At 65.2% G+C, this 16,347-nt stretch carries 17 protein-coding genes; 5 read left to right on the top strand and 12 right to left on the bottom strand.

Annotation, left to right across the window (positions count from 1 at the left end; translation table 11 throughout):
- Nucleotides 1-78: 78 nt before the first annotated feature.
- Nucleotides 79-1,281, top strand: a complete 1,203-nt coding sequence (locus ACSHT2_RS29870) for an MFS transporter (RefSeq protein ID WP_440638367.1) — start codon at nucleotides 79-81, stop codon at nucleotides 1,279-1,281.
- Here the strand turns inward: ACSHT2_RS29870 and ccoS are convergent.
- The 10 genes from ccoS to ACSHT2_RS29820 form a co-directional block, all read right to left on the bottom strand.
- Nucleotides 1,278-1,445, bottom strand: a complete 168-nt coding sequence (gene ccoS, locus ACSHT2_RS29865; protein WP_008138466.1) for a cbb3-type cytochrome oxidase assembly protein CcoS — start codon at nucleotides 1,443-1,445, stop codon at nucleotides 1,278-1,280. The genes ACSHT2_RS29870 and ccoS overlap by 4 nt on opposite strands.
- Nucleotides 1,445-3,634, bottom strand: coding sequence for a cation-translocating P-type ATPase (locus tag ACSHT2_RS29860; RefSeq protein WP_440638365.1), 2,190 nt, complete (start codon nucleotides 3,632-3,634; stop codon nucleotides 1,445-1,447). Before ACSHT2_RS29860 ends, ccoS begins: the two co-directional genes overlap by 1 nt.
- Before the next feature lie 11 nt (nucleotides 3,635-3,645).
- Nucleotides 3,646-4,131 carry a FixH family protein gene (locus ACSHT2_RS29855; RefSeq protein ID WP_319333800.1) on the bottom strand — a complete coding sequence of 162 codons (486 nt, stop codon included), beginning with the start codon at nucleotides 4,129-4,131 and terminating at the stop codon, nucleotides 3,646-3,648.
- A gap of 17 nt (nucleotides 4,132-4,148) precedes the next feature.
- Nucleotides 4,149-5,615, bottom strand: coding sequence for a cytochrome c oxidase accessory protein CcoG (gene ccoG / locus ACSHT2_RS29850; protein WP_440638364.1), 1,467 nt, complete (start codon nucleotides 5,613-5,615; stop codon nucleotides 4,149-4,151).
- A 118-nt stretch (nucleotides 5,616-5,733) separates the two neighbouring features.
- Entirely contained in the window at nucleotides 5,734-6,609 is an 876-nt protein-coding gene (gene ccoP / locus ACSHT2_RS29845; protein ID WP_440638363.1) for a cytochrome-c oxidase, cbb3-type subunit III, read from the bottom strand.
- A gap of 6 nt (nucleotides 6,610-6,615) precedes the next feature.
- Nucleotides 6,616-6,780 (bottom strand): cbb3-type cytochrome oxidase subunit 3, encoded by a 165-nt coding sequence (locus tag ACSHT2_RS29840; protein ID WP_028179361.1) that lies wholly within the window; start codon nucleotides 6,778-6,780, stop codon nucleotides 6,616-6,618.
- Between the two features lie 13 nt (nucleotides 6,781-6,793).
- Complete coding sequence (gene ccoO, locus ACSHT2_RS29835; RefSeq protein ID WP_440638362.1) at nucleotides 6,794-7,528, bottom strand: cytochrome-c oxidase, cbb3-type subunit II; 735 nt, start codon at nucleotides 7,526-7,528, stop codon at nucleotides 6,794-6,796.
- A 12-nt stretch (nucleotides 7,529-7,540) separates the two neighbouring features.
- Nucleotides 7,541-9,190 (bottom strand): cytochrome-c oxidase, cbb3-type subunit I, encoded by a 1,650-nt coding sequence (gene ccoN, locus ACSHT2_RS29830; RefSeq protein WP_440638361.1) that lies wholly within the window; start codon nucleotides 9,188-9,190, stop codon nucleotides 7,541-7,543.
- Nucleotides 9,191-9,527: 337 nt separating this feature from the next.
- Nucleotides 9,528-9,953: a CBS domain-containing protein gene (locus ACSHT2_RS29825; RefSeq protein ID WP_319331986.1), complete on the bottom strand. Its 426-nt coding sequence runs from the start codon at nucleotides 9,951-9,953 to the stop codon at nucleotides 9,528-9,530.
- A gap of 38 nt (nucleotides 9,954-9,991) precedes the next feature.
- Complete coding sequence (locus ACSHT2_RS29820) at nucleotides 9,992-10,825, bottom strand: universal stress protein (RefSeq protein WP_440638360.1); 834 nt, start codon at nucleotides 10,823-10,825, stop codon at nucleotides 9,992-9,994.
- 215 nt (nucleotides 10,826-11,040) lie between these two features.
- Between ACSHT2_RS29820 and fixL the strand changes: the two genes are divergently transcribed.
- The 4 genes from fixL to ACSHT2_RS29800 all read left to right on the top strand — a co-directional run bounded on the left by fixL (nucleotide 11,041) and on the right by ACSHT2_RS29800 (nucleotide 14,441).
- Complete coding sequence (gene fixL, locus ACSHT2_RS29815; RefSeq protein WP_440638359.1) at nucleotides 11,041-12,558, top strand: sensor protein FixL; 1,518 nt, start codon at nucleotides 11,041-11,043, stop codon at nucleotides 12,556-12,558.
- Nucleotides 12,559-12,561: 3 nt separating this feature from the next.
- Nucleotides 12,562-13,179, top strand: a complete 618-nt coding sequence (fixJ, locus tag ACSHT2_RS29810) for a response regulator FixJ (protein WP_440638357.1) — start codon at nucleotides 12,562-12,564, stop codon at nucleotides 13,177-13,179.
- 43 nt (nucleotides 13,180-13,222) lie between these two features.
- Complete coding sequence (locus ACSHT2_RS29805; protein ID WP_440638356.1) at nucleotides 13,223-13,639, top strand: response regulator transcription factor; 417 nt, start codon at nucleotides 13,223-13,225, stop codon at nucleotides 13,637-13,639.
- Between the two features lie 103 nt (nucleotides 13,640-13,742).
- Entirely contained in the window at nucleotides 13,743-14,441 is a 699-nt protein-coding gene (locus ACSHT2_RS29800; protein ID WP_319331979.1) for a helix-turn-helix domain-containing protein, read from the top strand.
- A 66-nt stretch (nucleotides 14,442-14,507) separates the two neighbouring features.
- On the opposite strand, the gene ACSHT2_RS29795 is transcribed toward ACSHT2_RS29800, so the two are convergent.
- Both ACSHT2_RS29795 and ACSHT2_RS29790 read right to left on the bottom strand, forming a co-directional pair.
- A complete protein-coding gene (locus ACSHT2_RS29795; RefSeq protein WP_440638354.1) occupies nucleotides 14,508-15,794 on the bottom strand; it encodes an MFS transporter in 1,287 nt (428 codons plus the stop codon).
- Nucleotides 15,795-15,817: 23 nt separating this feature from the next.
- Nucleotides 15,818-16,339 (bottom strand): PRC-barrel domain-containing protein, encoded by a 522-nt coding sequence (locus ACSHT2_RS29790; protein WP_440638353.1) that lies wholly within the window; start codon nucleotides 16,337-16,339, stop codon nucleotides 15,818-15,820.
- Nucleotides 16,340-16,347: the final 8 nt, after the last annotated feature.

Genomic DNA, 16,347 nt, shown 5'->3' with positions numbered 1-16,347 from the left:
GTGCTCCGGCCCGCGCTGTGCGCGTCCCGTCCGCACCAGCCCGGAATGACCACTATCGTTGGAGGAGAAGCCATCTCAATGACCGAACTTTCCGCTCCCATCAAACAGGACGTAATGACCTTGGAGGCGCATTCCCCCGGTCTTGCGCTTCGCTCGCTCGTGATCGGCCTCACCGCCTTCCTGACCGTCGTCGATCTCTTCGCGACGCAGGCGATCCTGCCCTCGCTGACGCGGCACTACGGCGTCACCCCCGCAGCGATGGGCTTTGCCGTCAATGCCAGCACCTTCGGCATGGCGGTCGCCGGCCTCGTCGTCGGCTTCTTCAGCCCGCATATCGACCGGCGGACCGGCATCCTGCTCAGCCTGACGCTCCTTGCGATTCCCACCAGCCTGCTGGCGTCCGCGCCAGATCTTGTCGTCTTCACCGCTCTGCGCGTGGCACAGGGTCTCTGCATGGCGTCCGCCTTTGCGCTCACCCTCGCCCATCTCGGCGAGCAATGCAGCGCCATGGACGCCGGCAGCGCATTTGCCGCCTACATCACCGGCAATGTCGCCAGCAATCTCATCGGCCGACTGATCTCGGCGGCCGTTGCCGATGGCCTCGGCCTTGCCTGGAACTTCTATTTCTTCGCGGGGCTCAATCTGGCCGGCGCGGCGCTGGTCTATTTCACCATCCAGCGCGTGCAGCCGATGCATGCGATGATGCCGGCGGCGTCGCCCTTCTCCGCCACCATCGCGCATTGGCGCGATCAGCGGCTGCGCGCCGCTTTCGGCATCGGCTTCTGCATCCTGTTCGCGTTCATCGGCACCTTCACCTTCGTCAATTTCGTGCTGGTGCGGCCGCCGCTGTCGCTCGGCATGATGGATTTGGGCCTCGTCTACTTCGTCTTCCTGCCGTCCATCGTCACCACGCTTCTGGCCGGCAGGGTGGCCGCACGGCTGGGAACGCCGCCCACGATCTGGAGCGCGCTCGCTGTCGCCGGGCTGGGCCTGCCCTTGATGCTGGCGCCGCATCTGGGCGCGGTGCTTGCCGGCATGGTTCTGGTCGGCGTCGGCACATTCTTCGCGCAGGCCGCCGCGACGGGCTTCGTCGGACAGGCCGCAACCGACAACCGCGGCATCGCCAGCGGGACCTACCTTGCGTGTTACTTCTGCGGCGGGCTCGTCGGCACAGCCGTGCTCGGCCGGCTGTTCGATGCTTTCGGCTGGCAGTCCTGCGTCGCCGGTGTGGGCGTGGCGCTCGCGCTAGCGGCCTTGTTGAGCTTCGCCCTGAAACCCTAGCGTTTGACCGGGGCCTCCTGCGGCGGCTCGTCGTCGGCGATCGCGCGCCAGGCGGCGCCGTCGAGATCGTCGTATTGGCCGCTGCGCAGCGACCAGAGGAAGGCGACGAGACCGGCACCTCCGAGCATCAAAGCCAGCGGGACCAGGATGACCAGGATCTCCATCACACGATCTCCCGCGAGGCGCTGCGGGCACGCAGCGAATTCAGCATGACCAGGATCGAGGATCCGCTCATGGCCGCTGCCGCGATCAGGGGCGTCACGATGCCGCTGATCGCGACCGGAACGGCAAGCACGTTGTAGCCGATCGCAAGCCAGAGGTTCTGCCGCATCAGGTGCAGCGCCTTGCGCGAAGCATCGATCGCGGCAACCACGGGGGCGAGCGGCCGGCCGAGGAAGACGAGATCGGCGGTGGCCTGGCTGAGATGCGCGGCCGAGATCGGCGACATCGACACATGGGCAGCCGCCAATGACGGCGCATCGTTCATGCCGTCGCCGACCATCAGCACCTTGGCGCCGCGCTGCTTCAGCTCTTCGATCCGCGCGATCTTGTCGGCCGGCGTGACGCCGGCGCGCCACTCGGGAATGGCGAGCGCGTGCGCCGCCGCCTTCACCGCCGGCTCGCGGTCGCCTGACAGGATCTCGATGCCGATGTTGCGCGCCTTCAGGGCCGCGACCACGGCCTGCGCATCCGGACGCAGACCCTGGCGTACCGAGAGGACGAATTTGTCGCTGCCCTTGCTGAAGGCGACGATGGAGGCTTCGGGATCGAGCGTGGCGCCGCCGACCAGCGCCTCGGCACCGCAGAAGGACGGACGGCCGAGGCGAAGCTCGACGCCGTCCACGGTCGCGCGGACGCCCTGCCCGGGCTCCTCGACCGCGCCGACGATCGGAGACTTCGCATCGGCAGCCTGAGCGACGGCGGCAGCGACCGGATGATGGCTCGACAGCGCGAGCCGGCCGGCGAGTTCGAAGATGTCGGCGGGGATCTCGGCCGCATTCATCACTTCGAGATCGGGCAGCGTCAGCGTACCGGTCTTGTCGAAGATGACATGGTCGGCTTCTGCCAGCCGCTCGATCGCGTCGCCGGAATTCAGCAGCACCCCGGACTTGAACATCGCGCCGGAAGCGATCGTCTGCACGGTCGGAATGGCAAGGCCCAGCGCACAGGGGCAGGTAATGATGAGGACGGCAACGCCGGTGACGATCGCATCATGCCAGCTCGCGCCGGCGATGACCCAGCCGAGGATGGTCAGAAGCGCGGTCGCATGCACCACCGGCGCGTACAGCCGCGAGGCGCGGTCGGCGAGCCGCATGTAGCGCGAGCGCGCCTGCAGCGCGTTGTCCAATAGCCGCGTGATCTCGGCGAGCAGCGTCGCCTCCGAGGCGGCCGAGACCCGCACCCGCAGCGTGCCCGAGATGTTCATCGATCCCGCATAGACCGGCGTGCCCTGTTCCGCCGTGACATAGAGCGTCTCGCCGGTGATCAGGCTCTGGTCGATCTCGGAACGCCCCTCGATCACGGTGCCGTCGACCGCGCAGCGCTCGCCGGGCCGCAGCAGCACGATGTCGCCGGGGTGGATGGCCGCCACCGGCACTTGCGAGATTTCGCCGGGACCCACGAACTTCGCAGCCGTCTCCGCTTTCAGCGCTGCGAGATTGCCGGCGACCGCGCGGGTCCGCCGCCGCATGTTCTGGTCGAGGAAGCGGCCGACCAGCAGGAAGGTCAGCAGCATGATCGCGGCATCGAAATAGGCGTGCTCGGCGTGATTGATGGTCTCGACCACGGACATGCCGAGCGCCAGGATCACGCCGAGCGAAATCGGCACGTCCATGTTGGTGGACTTGGCGGACAGCGCGCGCCAGGCCGAGCGGAAGAACGGCTGGCCGGCATAGGCCGCCGCCGGCAGCGCGATCAGCGCCGACAGCCAGTGGAAGAAGTCGCGCTGCTCGGGCAGCATGTCCGAGACGTTGCCCGACCACACCGGGATCGACAGCATCATCACGTTCATGGTGGCGAACGCCGCGACGCCGAGACACCGCAGCAGGAAACGCGATTCGGCGACCTCGGCCTCCTCCGCGCTCTCGGTCTCGAACGGATAGGCCTTGTAGCCGAGCTCCTGGAGGCGATCGATGAAACGGCCAGGGTCGAGCGTGCCCGCCTTCCATTCCAGCGCGACGCGGCGGTCGGTGAGGTTCACGCGCGCCAGCGTGACGTCGGGGATGGCGGACAGGCCGCGTTCGATCTTGGCCATGCACCCGGCGCAGTGAACGCCTTCGACCGCGAGATCGATGTGCTGGATGCCCTCGCCCGCGCTCCGGATGTAGTGCGAGAAATCCCGCGTGACGTGCATGACGAAGCCCTTCAGTTCAGGATTACGCGGTTGCGCGACAGGAACACGCGCGCTCCCCGCGACTCGCCCTCGATCACCAGGTCCCATTGGCCCGGCGCGACGGACGCGGCACTGCCGCGATAGAGGCCGATGCCGGATTCGGTCAGCTCGACGGCGAGATCGGCGCGCTTGTCGGTCGGCCGCTCCAGCCGGCCGCCGAACTTCAGCCCGGAGATCGGCTGGCCGCCGGCATCGCGGGCTTCGACCTGGACCGATGCGCCGCCGTCGTTGCGGCGCTCGATATGGGCGTTGACCTTCCATTTGCGCGCGGCCTGGTCCTGCGCCGCTGAGATCTCGCGGTCATAGACGAGGCCCGCGGCGTAGGGGCTGTCGACGTCGGTGCCGGGCAGCGTCGCGATCGCGAGCTTCATCATGGTCGCGTTGACGCCGATCACGACGCCGAAGAATGCGACCAGCATCAGCAGGACCTTGGTTCCGGTCAGAGGCTTGGAAGCCATGGCAGTCTCCTGATCCTTTAAGGCGAGACGAAATTGTCGGTGGCGGAAGCGACGACGCCGAGTCCGATGTCCGTGACGTGGAAGTGGACCGGAATCGACTTCTCCGGATTGTTGTCGACCGGCGCGGTGACGAGAAGGCGGAACTCGCTCGTCGAGTCGCGCGGGATCACGATCATCGGCCGATCCGGGGTCACCGAATCGACGCCGACGACGTGAATGGTCGAATTGACCGGCCCGTCGGCGTCGATCGCGACGACGCGGTCATAGCCGCTCTTGTTGAGCAGCCGCACCGTGTAGGCGTTGCGGATCGAGCCGTCGCTGAGCTTGACCGCAACCGGATTGCGGTCGTGCAGCACGTTGACGTCGAGCAGACTGCGGGTCGCGAGCGTGTAGATCATGATGCCGCCGACCGCCGCGATGATCGCGCTGTAGACGATGGTGCGGGCGCGGACGATGCGGTAGATCGGCGCCTTGCCTTCCTGGCGGCGGTGGATGTTGATGTCGTTGTCGTAGCCGATCAGGCGCGTCGGCCGGCCGATCTTCGCCATCACGTTGTCGCAGGCGTCGATGCAGAGCCCGCACTGGATGCATTCGAGCTGTGGTCCGTTGCGGATGTCGATGCCGGTCGGGCAGACCGCGACGCATTGGTAGCAGTCGACGCAATCGCCGACCTGCTGGCCGAGCGCGCGCAGCTCGGCCGCCTTCTTGACCGACGTGCGCTTCTCGCCGCGGTCGTAGCGATACGTGACGTTGAGCGCCCATTCGTCCGTGAGCGCCGCCTGGATCCGCGGCCACGGGCACATATAGGTGCAGACCTGCTCGCGCATGAAGCCGGCGAGGAGGTAGGTCGTCGCGGTGAGGATGCCGATCCAGATATAGGCGATCATCGGCGCCTGGAAGGTGACGAGCTCCTTCACCAGGGTCGGTGCATCGTTGAAATAGAGCACCCAGGCGCCGCCTGTCCACCAGGCGATCATGAGCCAGATCGAATGCTTGAGCACGATCTCGGAGATGCGCTCCAGCTTCAGCGGATCGGACGATTTATCCTTCTTCATCCGCTCGCGCCGGTCCCCCTCGACCAGACGTTCGACGGCATAGAACAGGTCGGTCCACACCGTCTGCGGACAGAGATAGCCGCACCAGATGCGGCCGCCGACCGAGTTCATCAGGAACAGCGCCACCGCGGCCACGATCAGCAGGCCGGTGAAGTAGTAGACCTCCTGCGGCCACAGCTCGATGAAGAAGAAATAGAAACGGCTGTTGGGAAGATCGATCAGGACCGCTTGGCTGGGGGCGCCGAGGCCCCGGTTCCAGCGGACGAACGGCAGGAAATAGTAGACGCCGAGGCAGATCGCCATCAGGGCCCATTTGATCCGCCGAAACGTGCCCGAGACGCTCTGGGGGTACACCTTCTTGCGCGCCGCGTAGAGCGGCCCGCTGTCGTCCGCAGGCTTCAGTTCGTTCGGATTGACGGCCTTGTTCATCGCTGAATCTTTCAAGAGGTGCGATTAAACCTAGACCCGACGCCGGAAAGTCCCTTGATCCAACGCAAACGGGGGCGCTTTTCTTCGCCCCCGCCGGAAGTCGTCGGTCATGGATCGGCTATTTGCCGCCGCCGAGCGAGTGGACATAGACCGCCATCGCCTTGATGGTGGCGGGATCGAGCCGGCCTTCCCAGGCCGGCATCACACCGGCGCGGCCCTGGCCGATGGTTTCGATCAGGCTCGCCTCGTCGGAGCCGTACAGCCAGATCTTGTCGGTCAGGTTCGGTGCGCCGAGCTCCTGGTTACCCTTGCCGGCATCGCCGTGACAGGCGGCGCAATTCTCCGCAAAGATCTTCTCGCCCTTGGCGGCGTCGTAGCCGTTGCGGGTCGAAAGGCCAGACAGCGAGCGCACGTAATTGGCGACCGTGACGATCTCGTCCGGCTTCAGCACGCCGTCCTTGCCGAAGGCGAGCATCTGGCCCTCATGCGTCTTGGCATGACCGGAACGCGCGCCGAACTGGATGGTCTGCATGATCTGGTCGAGCGAGCCGCCCCACAGCCAGTCGTCGTCGTTCAGGTTCGGATAGCCCTTGGCGCCGGCGGCGCCGGAGCCGTGGCACGGCGCGCAATTGTCGCCGAACACGGTCTTGCCCTTGGCGCGGGCGAGCGCCAGCAGAGCCGGATCCTTCTCGATGTCGGCGAGCGAGGCCGCACCCAGTGCCACCATCTTGTCACCGCGGATCCTCTCGAGGTTGGCGAGCTCGACCGCGACGTCTGCGCGCGAGGAGTAGCCGAACACGCCGATGGTGTTGCTGGAGATCAGCGGCCAGGCCGGATAGACGATCCAGTAGCCGATCGACCAGACGATGGTGAGATAGAAGGTGATCACCCACCAGCGCGGCAGCGGCGTGTTGAGCTCCTTGATGCCGTCCCACTCGTGTCCGGTCGTGGACGTGCCGGAGACGGAATCGATGTCGCTAGAATGATCGGTCATGGTTCTCTACTCCTCCCGCAACGGCAGGTGCGCTGCTTTATCGAACACAGCCTTGTTACGGGGCCAAAAAGCGTAGGCGACGATCGCGAGAAAGATCGCGACGAACACCGGTGTCCAGATCGTCGTCACGAGATCGGACGCAAGATTATGGACGGTCAGGATGGCTTTCATCGTTCATGCCTTCTCAGCGAAGATTGGCTTTCTCGTTGTAGATCTTGAAGTCGACCAGCGTGCCGAGCATCTGCAGGTACGCGATCAGCGCGTCCATCTCCGTCGGCGTGCCGACCTTGCCGTCGAAATTGCGCACGACGGCCTTGGCATAGCGCTTGCCGAAGGCATCGGTGCCGGCATTGTCCGGATCGGCCTGGGCCTTCAGGTCGGCGGCTGCGTTGGCGATCTGCTCGTCGCTATAGGGTACGCCGACGGTCCTGAGCGTGCGCATGTCGCCTGAGATCGCATCCGGGTCGATCTCGGTCTTGCTGAGGAACGGATAGCCCGGCATCACCGACTGCGGCACGATCGCGCGCGGGTTGGTCAGATGGGTGACGTGCCAGTCGTCGGAATATTTGGCGCCGACGCGGGCGAGATCCGGACCGGTGCGCTTGGAGCCCCACTGGAACGGGTGGTCGAACATGCTCTCGGCGGCGAGCGAGAAGTGACCGTAGCGCTCGACCTCGTCGCGCAAGGGCCGGACCATCTGCGAATGGCAGAGATAGCAGCCCTCGCGGACATAGATGTTCCGTCCGGCGAGCTCCAGCGGCGTGTAGGGCCTAACCCCGTCGACCTTCTCGATCGTGCTCTTGAGGTAGAACAGCGGCGTGATCTCGACGAGACCGCCGATCGCGATCACCAGCAGGATGCCGACGACCAGGATGATCGAGTTCTTTTCGAAGATTTGGTGGCGTGTCCAGAACGACATTTCTTTAGCTCCTCATTCCGCCGGCTGAAGAGCGACGGGCATCTGGACTTCCGCCTCGCCAACGCGAACCGTCATCCAGAGATTGTAGGCCATGATCAGCGCGCCGATCAGGAACAGCCCACCGCCGGCGGCGCGGATGATGTAGAAGGGATGCATCGCCTCGACGGTCTCGATGAAGGAATATTCGAGGAAGCCGAGCGAGGTGTAGGCGCGCCACATCAGGCCCTGGAGGATGCCGGACACCCACATCGCCGAGATGTAGAGAACGATGCCGAGGGTGGCGATCCAGAAGTGCCAGTTGACGAGCTTCAGGCTGTAGAGGCCCTTGCGATTCCAGGCCCACGGCACCAGGCAGTAGAGCGCGCCGAAGGAGACGAAGCCGACCCAGCCGAGCGCGCCGGAGTGCACGTGGCCGATGGTCCAGTCGGTGTAGTGGCTGAGCGAGTTGACCACCTTGATCGACATCATCGGGCCTTCGAAGGTCGACATGCCGTAGAAGGCGACGGAGACCACGAGCATGCGCAGCACGGGATCGGTGCGCAGCTTGTCCCACGCGCCCGACAGCGTCATCAGGCCGTTGATCATGCCGCCCCAGGAGGGCATCCACAGCATGATCGAGAAGGTCATGCCCAGCGTCTGCGTCCAGTCCGGCAGCGCCGTATAGTGCAGATGGTGCGGGCCGGCCCAGATGTAGAGGAAGATCAGCGCCCAGAAGTGGATGATCGAGAGCCGGTAGGAATAGATCGGCCGCTCGGCGCGCTTCGGGATGAAGTAGTACATGATGGCGAGGAAGCCGGCGGTCAGGAAGAAGCCGACCGCGTTGTGGCCGTACCACCACTGGAACATGGCGTCCTGGATGCCGCCCCAGGCGACGTAGGACTTCGAGCCGAACACCGAGACGGGGAGCGCCGGATTGTTGCCGAGATGCAGGACCGCGATCGTCACGATGAAGGCGAGATAGAACCAGTTCGCGACGAAGATGTGCGGCTCCTTGCGCTTGAAGATGGTGGCAAGGAACACGAGCAGATAGGCGACCCAGACGATGGTCAGCCACAGATCGGCGTACCATTCCGGCTCGGCATATTCCTTCGACTGGGTGACGCCGAGCAGATAGCCGGTGCCGGCGATCAGAATGAAGAAGTTGTAGCCCACCACGACGAACCACGGCGCGAGGTCGCCGGCAAGGCGCGCTCGGCAGGACTTCTGCACCACGTAGAAGGAGGTCGAGATCAACACGTTGCCGCCGAAGGCGAAGATCACGGCGGAGGTGTGCAGCGGCCGCAGGCGGCCGAAGCTGGTCCAGGGCAGATCGAAGTTCAGCGCGGGCCAGGCCAGCTGCGAGGCGATGATGAGGCCGACGAGGAATCCGGCAATGCCCCAGAACATCGCCATGAAGGCGGAGAACTTGATGGGCCCCATGTTGTAGTTCGGGCGGCCGTTGATTTCCTGGGGCGGCAGCGCCGCCGGCCGTTCGAAGTAGCGGTTGACGATGAAGAACACCGCAGCCAGGCTCGCCGCCGCGCCGAGCGCGGCATGGAAGGCGAAGGGCGCATCGAGCGCCTTGGCCGAGGCGATCACGCAAAGGAAAGCGGTGACTGCGAATACGACAGCCAAGCCGCTTTCACCGATGGTCATGGATTTGGAGATGGAGGGCTGGCTCATGCGGATTCTCTCTGAAAGAACTCGCTGCCAGAAATCACATTCACCCTCGCGGGGAATTGATTGAAATCAAGCTGGATGGATTTCTGTTAATGTGAGCCACGCCGGCAGTTGAAGTGCCCTTTCCCCCTTGTGGTAGAAGGCAGCGAGAAAGGCGCGGCGAACTCGTTTGGGTGAGGAGTCAGCTCCGCAGTGAAAATGTCTCCGTGGAGACAGGCCGCTCATTCGGCCATAGCCGGCGTTCTCGAGGACGGGCGGCCGAAGGCAGCCTGTGCCACCAGCTCCCACAAGGGTAGAAGGGAAGAAGAGAAACCTCTCCGTAAAATCACGGAGATCCTCCTCACTCCCGCGCCGTCGCCTTGAGCGCCGCGATGACGTCCTCGCGGGCAATGATGCCGACCAGCTTCTGTGCACCGTCGAGCACGATGATGCTCCTGATGCGGTGCTCGACCATGATCTGGAGCACACGTGTCAGCCGCGTGTCGGGGCTGACATAGATGAACTCGGGAGTCATGACGTCGCCGATCTTGCGTCTCATCAGGTCATCGTAGCGCGGCAACATCTGGCTCGGCGTGAAGGCGAAGCACTTCAAGATGTCGAACTTGGTGACGATACCGACCACCTGCCCGTCGTCTTCGACCGGATAGGAGTTGAAATCGTCGGCCTCGAACATCTCGCTGAGCTGAAACAAGTCGAGGCCGCGCTGCACCGTTTTGACGTTGCGCGTCATGTAGCCGTCGACAGTCTGTTCAAGAAATTTATACACGACGCGTCCTCCTCGATTCGATACCGACCGGCCGACGGTCAGTGCGACAGCAGCACGCTGCGGGCGGTTTGCGTGACCAGATGCTGGGTGACGCCCCCGAGAATCAGTTCGCGAAACCTCGAATGACCATAAGCGCCCGCGACGATCAGGCCGGCGCCGACGTCGCCGGCGACCTTCTCCAGATGCGCCGCGGGGCTTTCGTCTCTTGCGGCCTCCGAGACGCGTGCGGTCGCGGTAACGCCGTGACGGCCGAGCCAGGCGGCAACGTCGATGACGCCGGCCATCACGGCCGAACGGTCGTTGCCCTGCTCTGGAATTTCAACGATGGTGACGTCCCTCGCCTTGCGCAGCATCGGCAGCGCGTCGGCCACCGCCCGCCGCGCCTCCGGCGCGTCCTTCCACGCCACCAGCACGTTGCGCAGGTCGAGCCAGTTGACCCGATCGGGGACGACGAGAAGCGGACGGCCGGCCTGCAGCACCAGATCCTTGGGGCTCGCGAGCGAGAAAGCATCGGAGAAGGCCGGGCTCCGCCCTCCGCTGACGACGATGTCGGCGCAACGCGCCTGCGCCAGGACGAATCGCGTCGGAAAATCCATCGCGTTGCGCCACTCGACGTGCCCGCCGCGATTCTTCGTCGCTGCGCGGAATTGTGCTTCCAGGTCGGCCAGCCGTCGCTTGACCGAAGCTTCGCCCTCATCGATCAGCGCCTGCGCCTCGGTGCCGTCGGCGAAATAGAGCGGCGGCGCGAACTGCGCCGCGGCGACTCCGATGATGGCAGCCTCGAATCGCTCGGCGAGCTCCCCCGCGACCTGAAGACGCGCCTCGTTAGGCTGATCGAGAGCCAAGCTGACCATGACGGTCGCGTATGTCATCGGGTATCTCCAGCATCACCAAATTTGATCGAATCCTAAACCTGCTGCCGCGCGACAGGCTGAGATAGATCAAAACAAGCGCTTCTGGCTCCCTCGTCGTTCAGTAGGAAATCCGCCAGCGAATTCAACGTCTGCGCTTGCCTCGGAGCGAGCCTTGGGCGAAATTGCGGGAGCGGTAAAGGTATCCTGCCTCCCGCCGAGGATAGGAGCAGAGCTTGACGCCGACCCGTGTGACCCATCCAACAGACGACGGTCGGGGCGAGCATTTCCGGGGCCGCATCGAGGGATTCGGGGTGGGCACCTGGGACTTTGACCTGCGGACGCGCGAGCTTGAATGGTCGGAGATGGCCAAGCGGCTGTTTGGCCTCGAGCGGGACCAGGCCGTCAGCTACGACCTCTTTCTTTCGCTGCTGGAACCGGGCGATCGGGACCACCTCCTGAAGGAGATCGGGCGCGCCTCGGAAGGCGGCGGGGGACTTGACCTGTCCTTCAAGGTCGGCGGCGCGTCCGGAAACGGCCAATGGATCCGAGCCAGGGCCGGCGTGATCCGGGACGATTCGGGCACGCCGCGCCACCTCAGCGGAATATTCCTCGACATCAACGAGGAAAAGCAGCTCGAGGAGGCCCTGCGCTCCCAGGAGAGTCATCTTCGCTCGATTCTCGAAACGGTGCCCGACGCCATGATCGTCATCGATTCACGCGGCATCATGCAGCTCTTCAGTAGCGCCGCGGAGCGGCTGTTCGGCTACAGCAGGCAGGAAGCCATTGGTCGGAACGTGAGCATTCTCATGCCTGAGCCCGATCAGTCGCGTCACGACAGCTATCTTGCGCGCTATCTCAGGACGAACGATCCGCACATTATCGGCATCGGCCGGATTGTGACGGGCAAGCGCCGCAACGGCACGACTTTCCCGATGCACCTCTCGGTCGGGCAGACGCAACGCGCGGGCGAGCCCCATTTCACCGGCTTCGTACGGGACCTCACCGAGCACCAGCAGACCCAGGCGCGGCTGCAGGAACTGCAAGCCGAGCTTGTGCACGTGTCGCGGTTGACCGCAATGGGCGAAATGGCCTCCGCTCTCGCCCACGAGCTCAACCAGCCGCTGGCGGCGATCAGCAATTACATGAAGGGATCGCGGCGCCTCCTCGCGGGCAGCAGCGATCCCAACACGCCGAAAATCGAGAGTGCGCTGGATCGGGCGGCGGAGCAGGCCTTGCGCGCCGGCCAGATCATCCGCCGGCTGCGCGACTTCGTGTCCCGCGGCGAGTCGGAGAAGCGGGTCGAGAGCCTGTCCAAGCTGATCGAGGAAGCCGGCGCGCTCGGGCTCGCCGGCGCGCGCGAGCAGAACGTGCAGCTCCGCTTCAGCCTCGATCCCGACGCCGATCTCGTCCTCGCCGACCGCGTGCAGATTCAGCAGGTGCTGGTGAACCTGTTCCGCAACGCGCTCGAAGCGATGGCGCAGTCGCCGCATCGCGAGCTCGTCGTTGCCAACACCCGTGTCGGCGACGACATGATCGAGGTGGAGGTCTCAGACACCGGCATCGGCTTCCGGGACGACGTCATTCCAAACCTGTTCCAGACCTTCTTCACCACCAAAGACACCGGCATGGGCGTGGGACTGTCCATCAGTCGCTCGATCATCGAGGCTCATGGCGGCCGCATGTGGGCCGAGAGCAACGCGGCGGGCGGAGCGACATTCCGCTTCACCTTGCCGGCAACCGACGAGAGTTGAATCATGGCGACCAAGGGAAATGTCTACGTCATCGACGACGACGCAGCGATGCGGGACTCGCTGAACTTCCTGCTGGATTCCGCCGGCTTCGACGTCACCCTGTTCGACGACGCGCTCGCCTTTCTCGAAGCCCTGCCCGGCCTCGACTTCGGCTGCGTCGTCTCCGACGTGCGCATGCCCGGCCTCGATGGGATCGAGCTGCTGAAGCGGATGAAGGCGCAGCAAAGCCCCTTCCCGATCGTGATCATGACCGGTCATGGCGACGTGCCGCTCGCGGTCGAAGCCATGAAGCTCGGGGCAGTCGATTTCCTGGAAAAACCGTTCGATGACGACCGCCTCACCGCCATGATCGATTCGGCGATCCGCCAGGCCGAGCCCGCCGCCAAGAACGAAGCCGTCGCGCAGGACATCGCCGCCCGCGTCGCGTCCTTGAGCCCCCGGGAGCGTCAGGTCATGGAAGGGCTGGTCGCGGGCCTTTCCAACAAGCTGATCGCCCGCGAATACGACATCAGCCCGCGCACCATCGAGGTCTATCGGGCCAACGTCATGACCAAGATGCAGGCGAGCAGCCTCTCGGAACTGGTCCGGCTGGCGATGCGGGCCGGCATGCTCAACGATTGAGGCAGGTCAAGGCGCCTTCCCGGCGCCGTGCTAACCAGCCAGCATGATCGAGGTCAGCTCACATCGTGCGCGGCTGCCGTCCTCCCCACAACTCACCGTCTTTGTGGTCGACGATGATGCCGCCGTTCTGGGATCCCTGCGGTTCCTGTTGGAGACCGACGGCTTCGCCGTGCGGACCTTCAGGACCGGCACGGCGCTGCTCAACGTCGGCGGCGCGCCCGGGCCGGACTGTTACGTCATCGACTACAAGATGCCGGACATCAATGGCATCGAGCTGACCGGGCGCTTGCGCAAATCCGACCGCGACGCGCCTGTGGTCCTGATCACCGGCTATCCCGACGAGAACATCTCGGCCCGGGCGGCGACGGCGGGCATCAAAGACGTGGTTTTGAAGCCGCTTCTCGAAGAAAACCTGGTCAAGTGCATCCGCCACGCCATCCAGGACCGCCCCCGCGCCTGACCTACGGGATTCTACGTAAGGCCCCCCCCTTAAGATATCGCTCGAAATTTTCGAAGCCTCCGATACCGCGTACGAAAGCGTCATCACAACGGAGATGGCGCAGATGCTGACCCAGACGCTCAACACCCAGGCGATCAACACCCACATTGTCGGCAAGATTGCTCCTGCCCATCCTGTCACCGACCAGTTCGGCGCAATCACCGGCCATGTCGGCCTTGTCGCCACGGAATTCTCCTATCGCAAGGACGAGGAGATCTATGGCGAGGACGAGCCGTCCGAATATGTCTACCAGGTCGTCTCGGGCGCAGTGAGCAGCTACAAGCTCCTTTCCGACGGCCGTCGCCAGATCGGCGCCTTCCATCTTCCCGGCGACGTGTTCGGCCTCGAATCCGGTCCCACTCACCGCCTCGCCGCAGAAGCCATCATCGATACCACCGTGCGCCTCGTGAAGCGCGCGAGCCTCGAGAAGGCCGCCGGCACCGACGTGCAGGTTGCCCGCAAGCTCTGGGCGATGACCGCCGGTGAGCTTCGTCATGCCGAGGACCACATGCTGCTGCTGGGCCGCAAGACCGCGATGGAGCGCGTTGCGACCTTCCTGCTCGAGATGGACCGCCGCCTCGCCGTTGCCGGCATGATGGCGCTGCCGATGTGCCGCCGCGACATCGGCGACTATCTCGGCCTCACCCTCGAAACCGTCTCGCGCGCACTGTCGCAGCTTCACGCCCAGGGCATTCTCGGCTTCTCCGGCGCCCGCCAGATCGTGCTGCGCAACCGCCAGCGCCTGCACAATCTTGACGCCTGATCGGTTTTCTCCCCCCGTGACTTGGCCGGCCGAACCCGCTTCGGCCGGCCTTTTCTTTTGCCGCGGTCATGCCGTGCGCCGGGTTTCCGGCATCATCAGCAGGATCAGAAGGAGCCCCGTTGCGGCGACGCCGGACAGTCCGATAAAGGCAGTGGCATTGCCGAACTTGTCGCTGACATAGCCGCCGAGCACCGTGCTCAGCGATGCGCCGATGCCGGTCGCAGTCCCCACGATCCCCTGCGCCAGGTTGAAATGGCCGCTGCCGAAGGCGACGTCGGCCACGATCAACGGAATCATGACGGCGAACACCGCGGCGGTGAAGCCGTCGAACACCTGCACCAGCACCAGCAGGTAGGGATCGCGCACGGTCGCAAACAGCAGTCCGCGAATCGTCAGGGCGCCGAATCCGATCAACAGCAAGGGCCGCCGGCCCCACACTTGCGCCTGGCGCCCGACCATCGGCGACAACAGCGCCACGATCGCCTGCGGAACGATGATGCAGGCGGCGACGAGCACGGTCGCCCATTGGCTCGACCGCGCCGTCACCGCGCTCGCGATCAGCGGCATCATCGCGGCGTTCGCGAGCTGCAACAACAGCACGCTGAGCGCGAAGACGATGAGCGGACGCTGCCGGATCAGGTGCCAGATATTGGTGTCGCCGCGGTCGGCGGCTTCAGGCGGCATCTCGCCGTGACAGCGCCTGATGTCGACTTCGTTCTCGCGGATGCGCGACAGCGCGATCAGGGTCGGAATCGCGAGCAGGAAAGTGACCAGGAAGACCGAGCGGCTCGACAGGAGATAGCCCGCGGTGCCCATCACCGCCGCCGCGACGCCATTGCCCAGCGAGGCGAAGCGTGCGTTGCGGCCGAGCCGCTCGCCGATCGCGAGCGGGCCGACGAGCCCAAGGCTGATCGCGGCGATCGCCGGCCCGAGCACGCAGCTCGCCGCCGCGTGCAGGGTGGCCGCGGCGACCACAACGGGGAAGATCGGCATGGCGGCATAGGCAAGCGCGCAAGCGCCGATGGTCGCAATCGCGAGGCCGGCGACCAGACGCTCCGACTTCGCGGCATCGATGATCGCGCCGCCCGGCATCTGCCCGATCAAGGCGACGATGCCGCCGATCGACAGCACGAGGCCGATCTCGACCTGGGTCCATTTCTGCGTCGTCAGATAGACCGCGATGAAGGGACCGAAGCCGGTCTGCACGTCGGCGAGGAAGAAGATGAACCAGTCGAGGCCGCGCAGGCTCTGGCGCGAGGGCGCCGGAATACCCGCGGCCGACGGCGCAGCGACGTTGTCCCGTTCGGCGCGGGCGCTGCGATCCGCATGGTTCGGCTTCCTTGACAACAGCACAGGCGGTGGGCCCTCCCGGCACCTCACTGGATCGCTTGCAGCGGCTGAAGGCTGCCGGACGCGCCGAGCACGACGATCGGCGTGTCTTCCTTGTATTCCGGCGCGGCCGCGACCTGCGCCTTGGTCAATTCCAGCGTGATGCTGTCCTTCTTGTTGGCGATCTTGCCGAAGCGCAGCGCGTTCCAGTCCACCACGATCTTGCGGCTGCCGACGCCGAGGAAGCCGCCGAAATCGATCGCCGCAGCGCGCACATGGCCGGCGCGATCGACGATGACGTCGACGATACGGCCCATGTCCTCGCCGGCGGCGCTGCGAACGTCGCGGCCGAGCACCCCGTGGGCCTCGCTCGCACCGATGATGGTCACCGAGGGCGGCGGCGCGGCGTCCTTGGGCGTCACCGGAACGGTCGAGACCGGCGGCTGTGCCGTCGGCGGCGCATTCGCTTCATTCGGGCCTGCGGGCTGATTCTCCGCGGCACGCGACGGTGCGACCGTCAGGGCAACCACGATCGCCACGCTCAGGATCAACGCTCCGATCGCACGCATGACACCCT

This window comes from Bradyrhizobium sp. PUT101 (assembly GCF_052043945.1).
In the GTDB taxonomy this organism is placed as follows: domain Bacteria; phylum Pseudomonadota; class Alphaproteobacteria; order Rhizobiales; family Xanthobacteraceae; genus Bradyrhizobium.
This window is presented reverse-complemented; position numbering and strand designations above follow the sequence as displayed.

Coding starts and splice junctions, on each gene's coding strand:
- ACSHT2_RS29870 (WP_440638367.1), top strand. CDS start 79: ATGACCGAACTTTCCGCTCCCATCAAACAGGACGTAATGACCTTGGAG.
- ccoS (WP_008138466.1), bottom strand. CDS start 1,445: ATGGAGATCCTGGTCATCCTGGTCCCGCTGGCTTTGATGCTCGGAGGT.
- ACSHT2_RS29860 (WP_440638365.1), bottom strand. CDS start 3,634: ATGCACGTCACGCGGGATTTCTCGCACTACATCCGGAGCGCGGGCGAG.
- ACSHT2_RS29855 (WP_319333800.1), bottom strand. CDS start 4,131: ATGGCTTCCAAGCCTCTGACCGGAACCAAGGTCCTGCTGATGCTGGTC.
- ccoG (WP_440638364.1), bottom strand. CDS start 5,615: ATGAACAAGGCCGTCAATCCGAACGAACTGAAGCCTGCGGACGACAGC.
- ccoP (WP_440638363.1), bottom strand. CDS start 6,609: ATGACCGATCATTCTAGCGACATCGATTCCGTCTCCGGCACGTCCACG.
- ACSHT2_RS29840 (WP_028179361.1), bottom strand. CDS start 6,780: ATGAAAGCCATCCTGACCGTCCATAATCTTGCGTCCGATCTCGTGACG.
- ccoO (WP_440638362.1), bottom strand. CDS start 7,528: ATGTCGTTCTGGACACGCCACCAAATCTTCGAAAAGAACTCGATCATC.
- ccoN (WP_440638361.1), bottom strand. CDS start 9,190: ATGAGCCAGCCCTCCATCTCCAAATCCATGACCATCGGTGAAAGCGGC.
- ACSHT2_RS29820 (WP_440638360.1), bottom strand. CDS start 10,825: ATGACATACGCGACCGTCATGGTCAGCTTGGCTCTCGATCAGCCTAAC.
- fixJ (WP_440638357.1), top strand. CDS start 12,562: ATGGCGACCAAGGGAAATGTCTACGTCATCGACGACGACGCAGCGATG.
- ACSHT2_RS29805 (WP_440638356.1), top strand. CDS start 13,223: ATGATCGAGGTCAGCTCACATCGTGCGCGGCTGCCGTCCTCCCCACAA.
- ACSHT2_RS29800 (WP_319331979.1), top strand. CDS start 13,743: ATGCTGACCCAGACGCTCAACACCCAGGCGATCAACACCCACATTGTC.
- ACSHT2_RS29790 (WP_440638353.1), bottom strand. CDS start 16,339: ATGCGTGCGATCGGAGCGTTGATCCTGAGCGTGGCGATCGTGGTTGCC.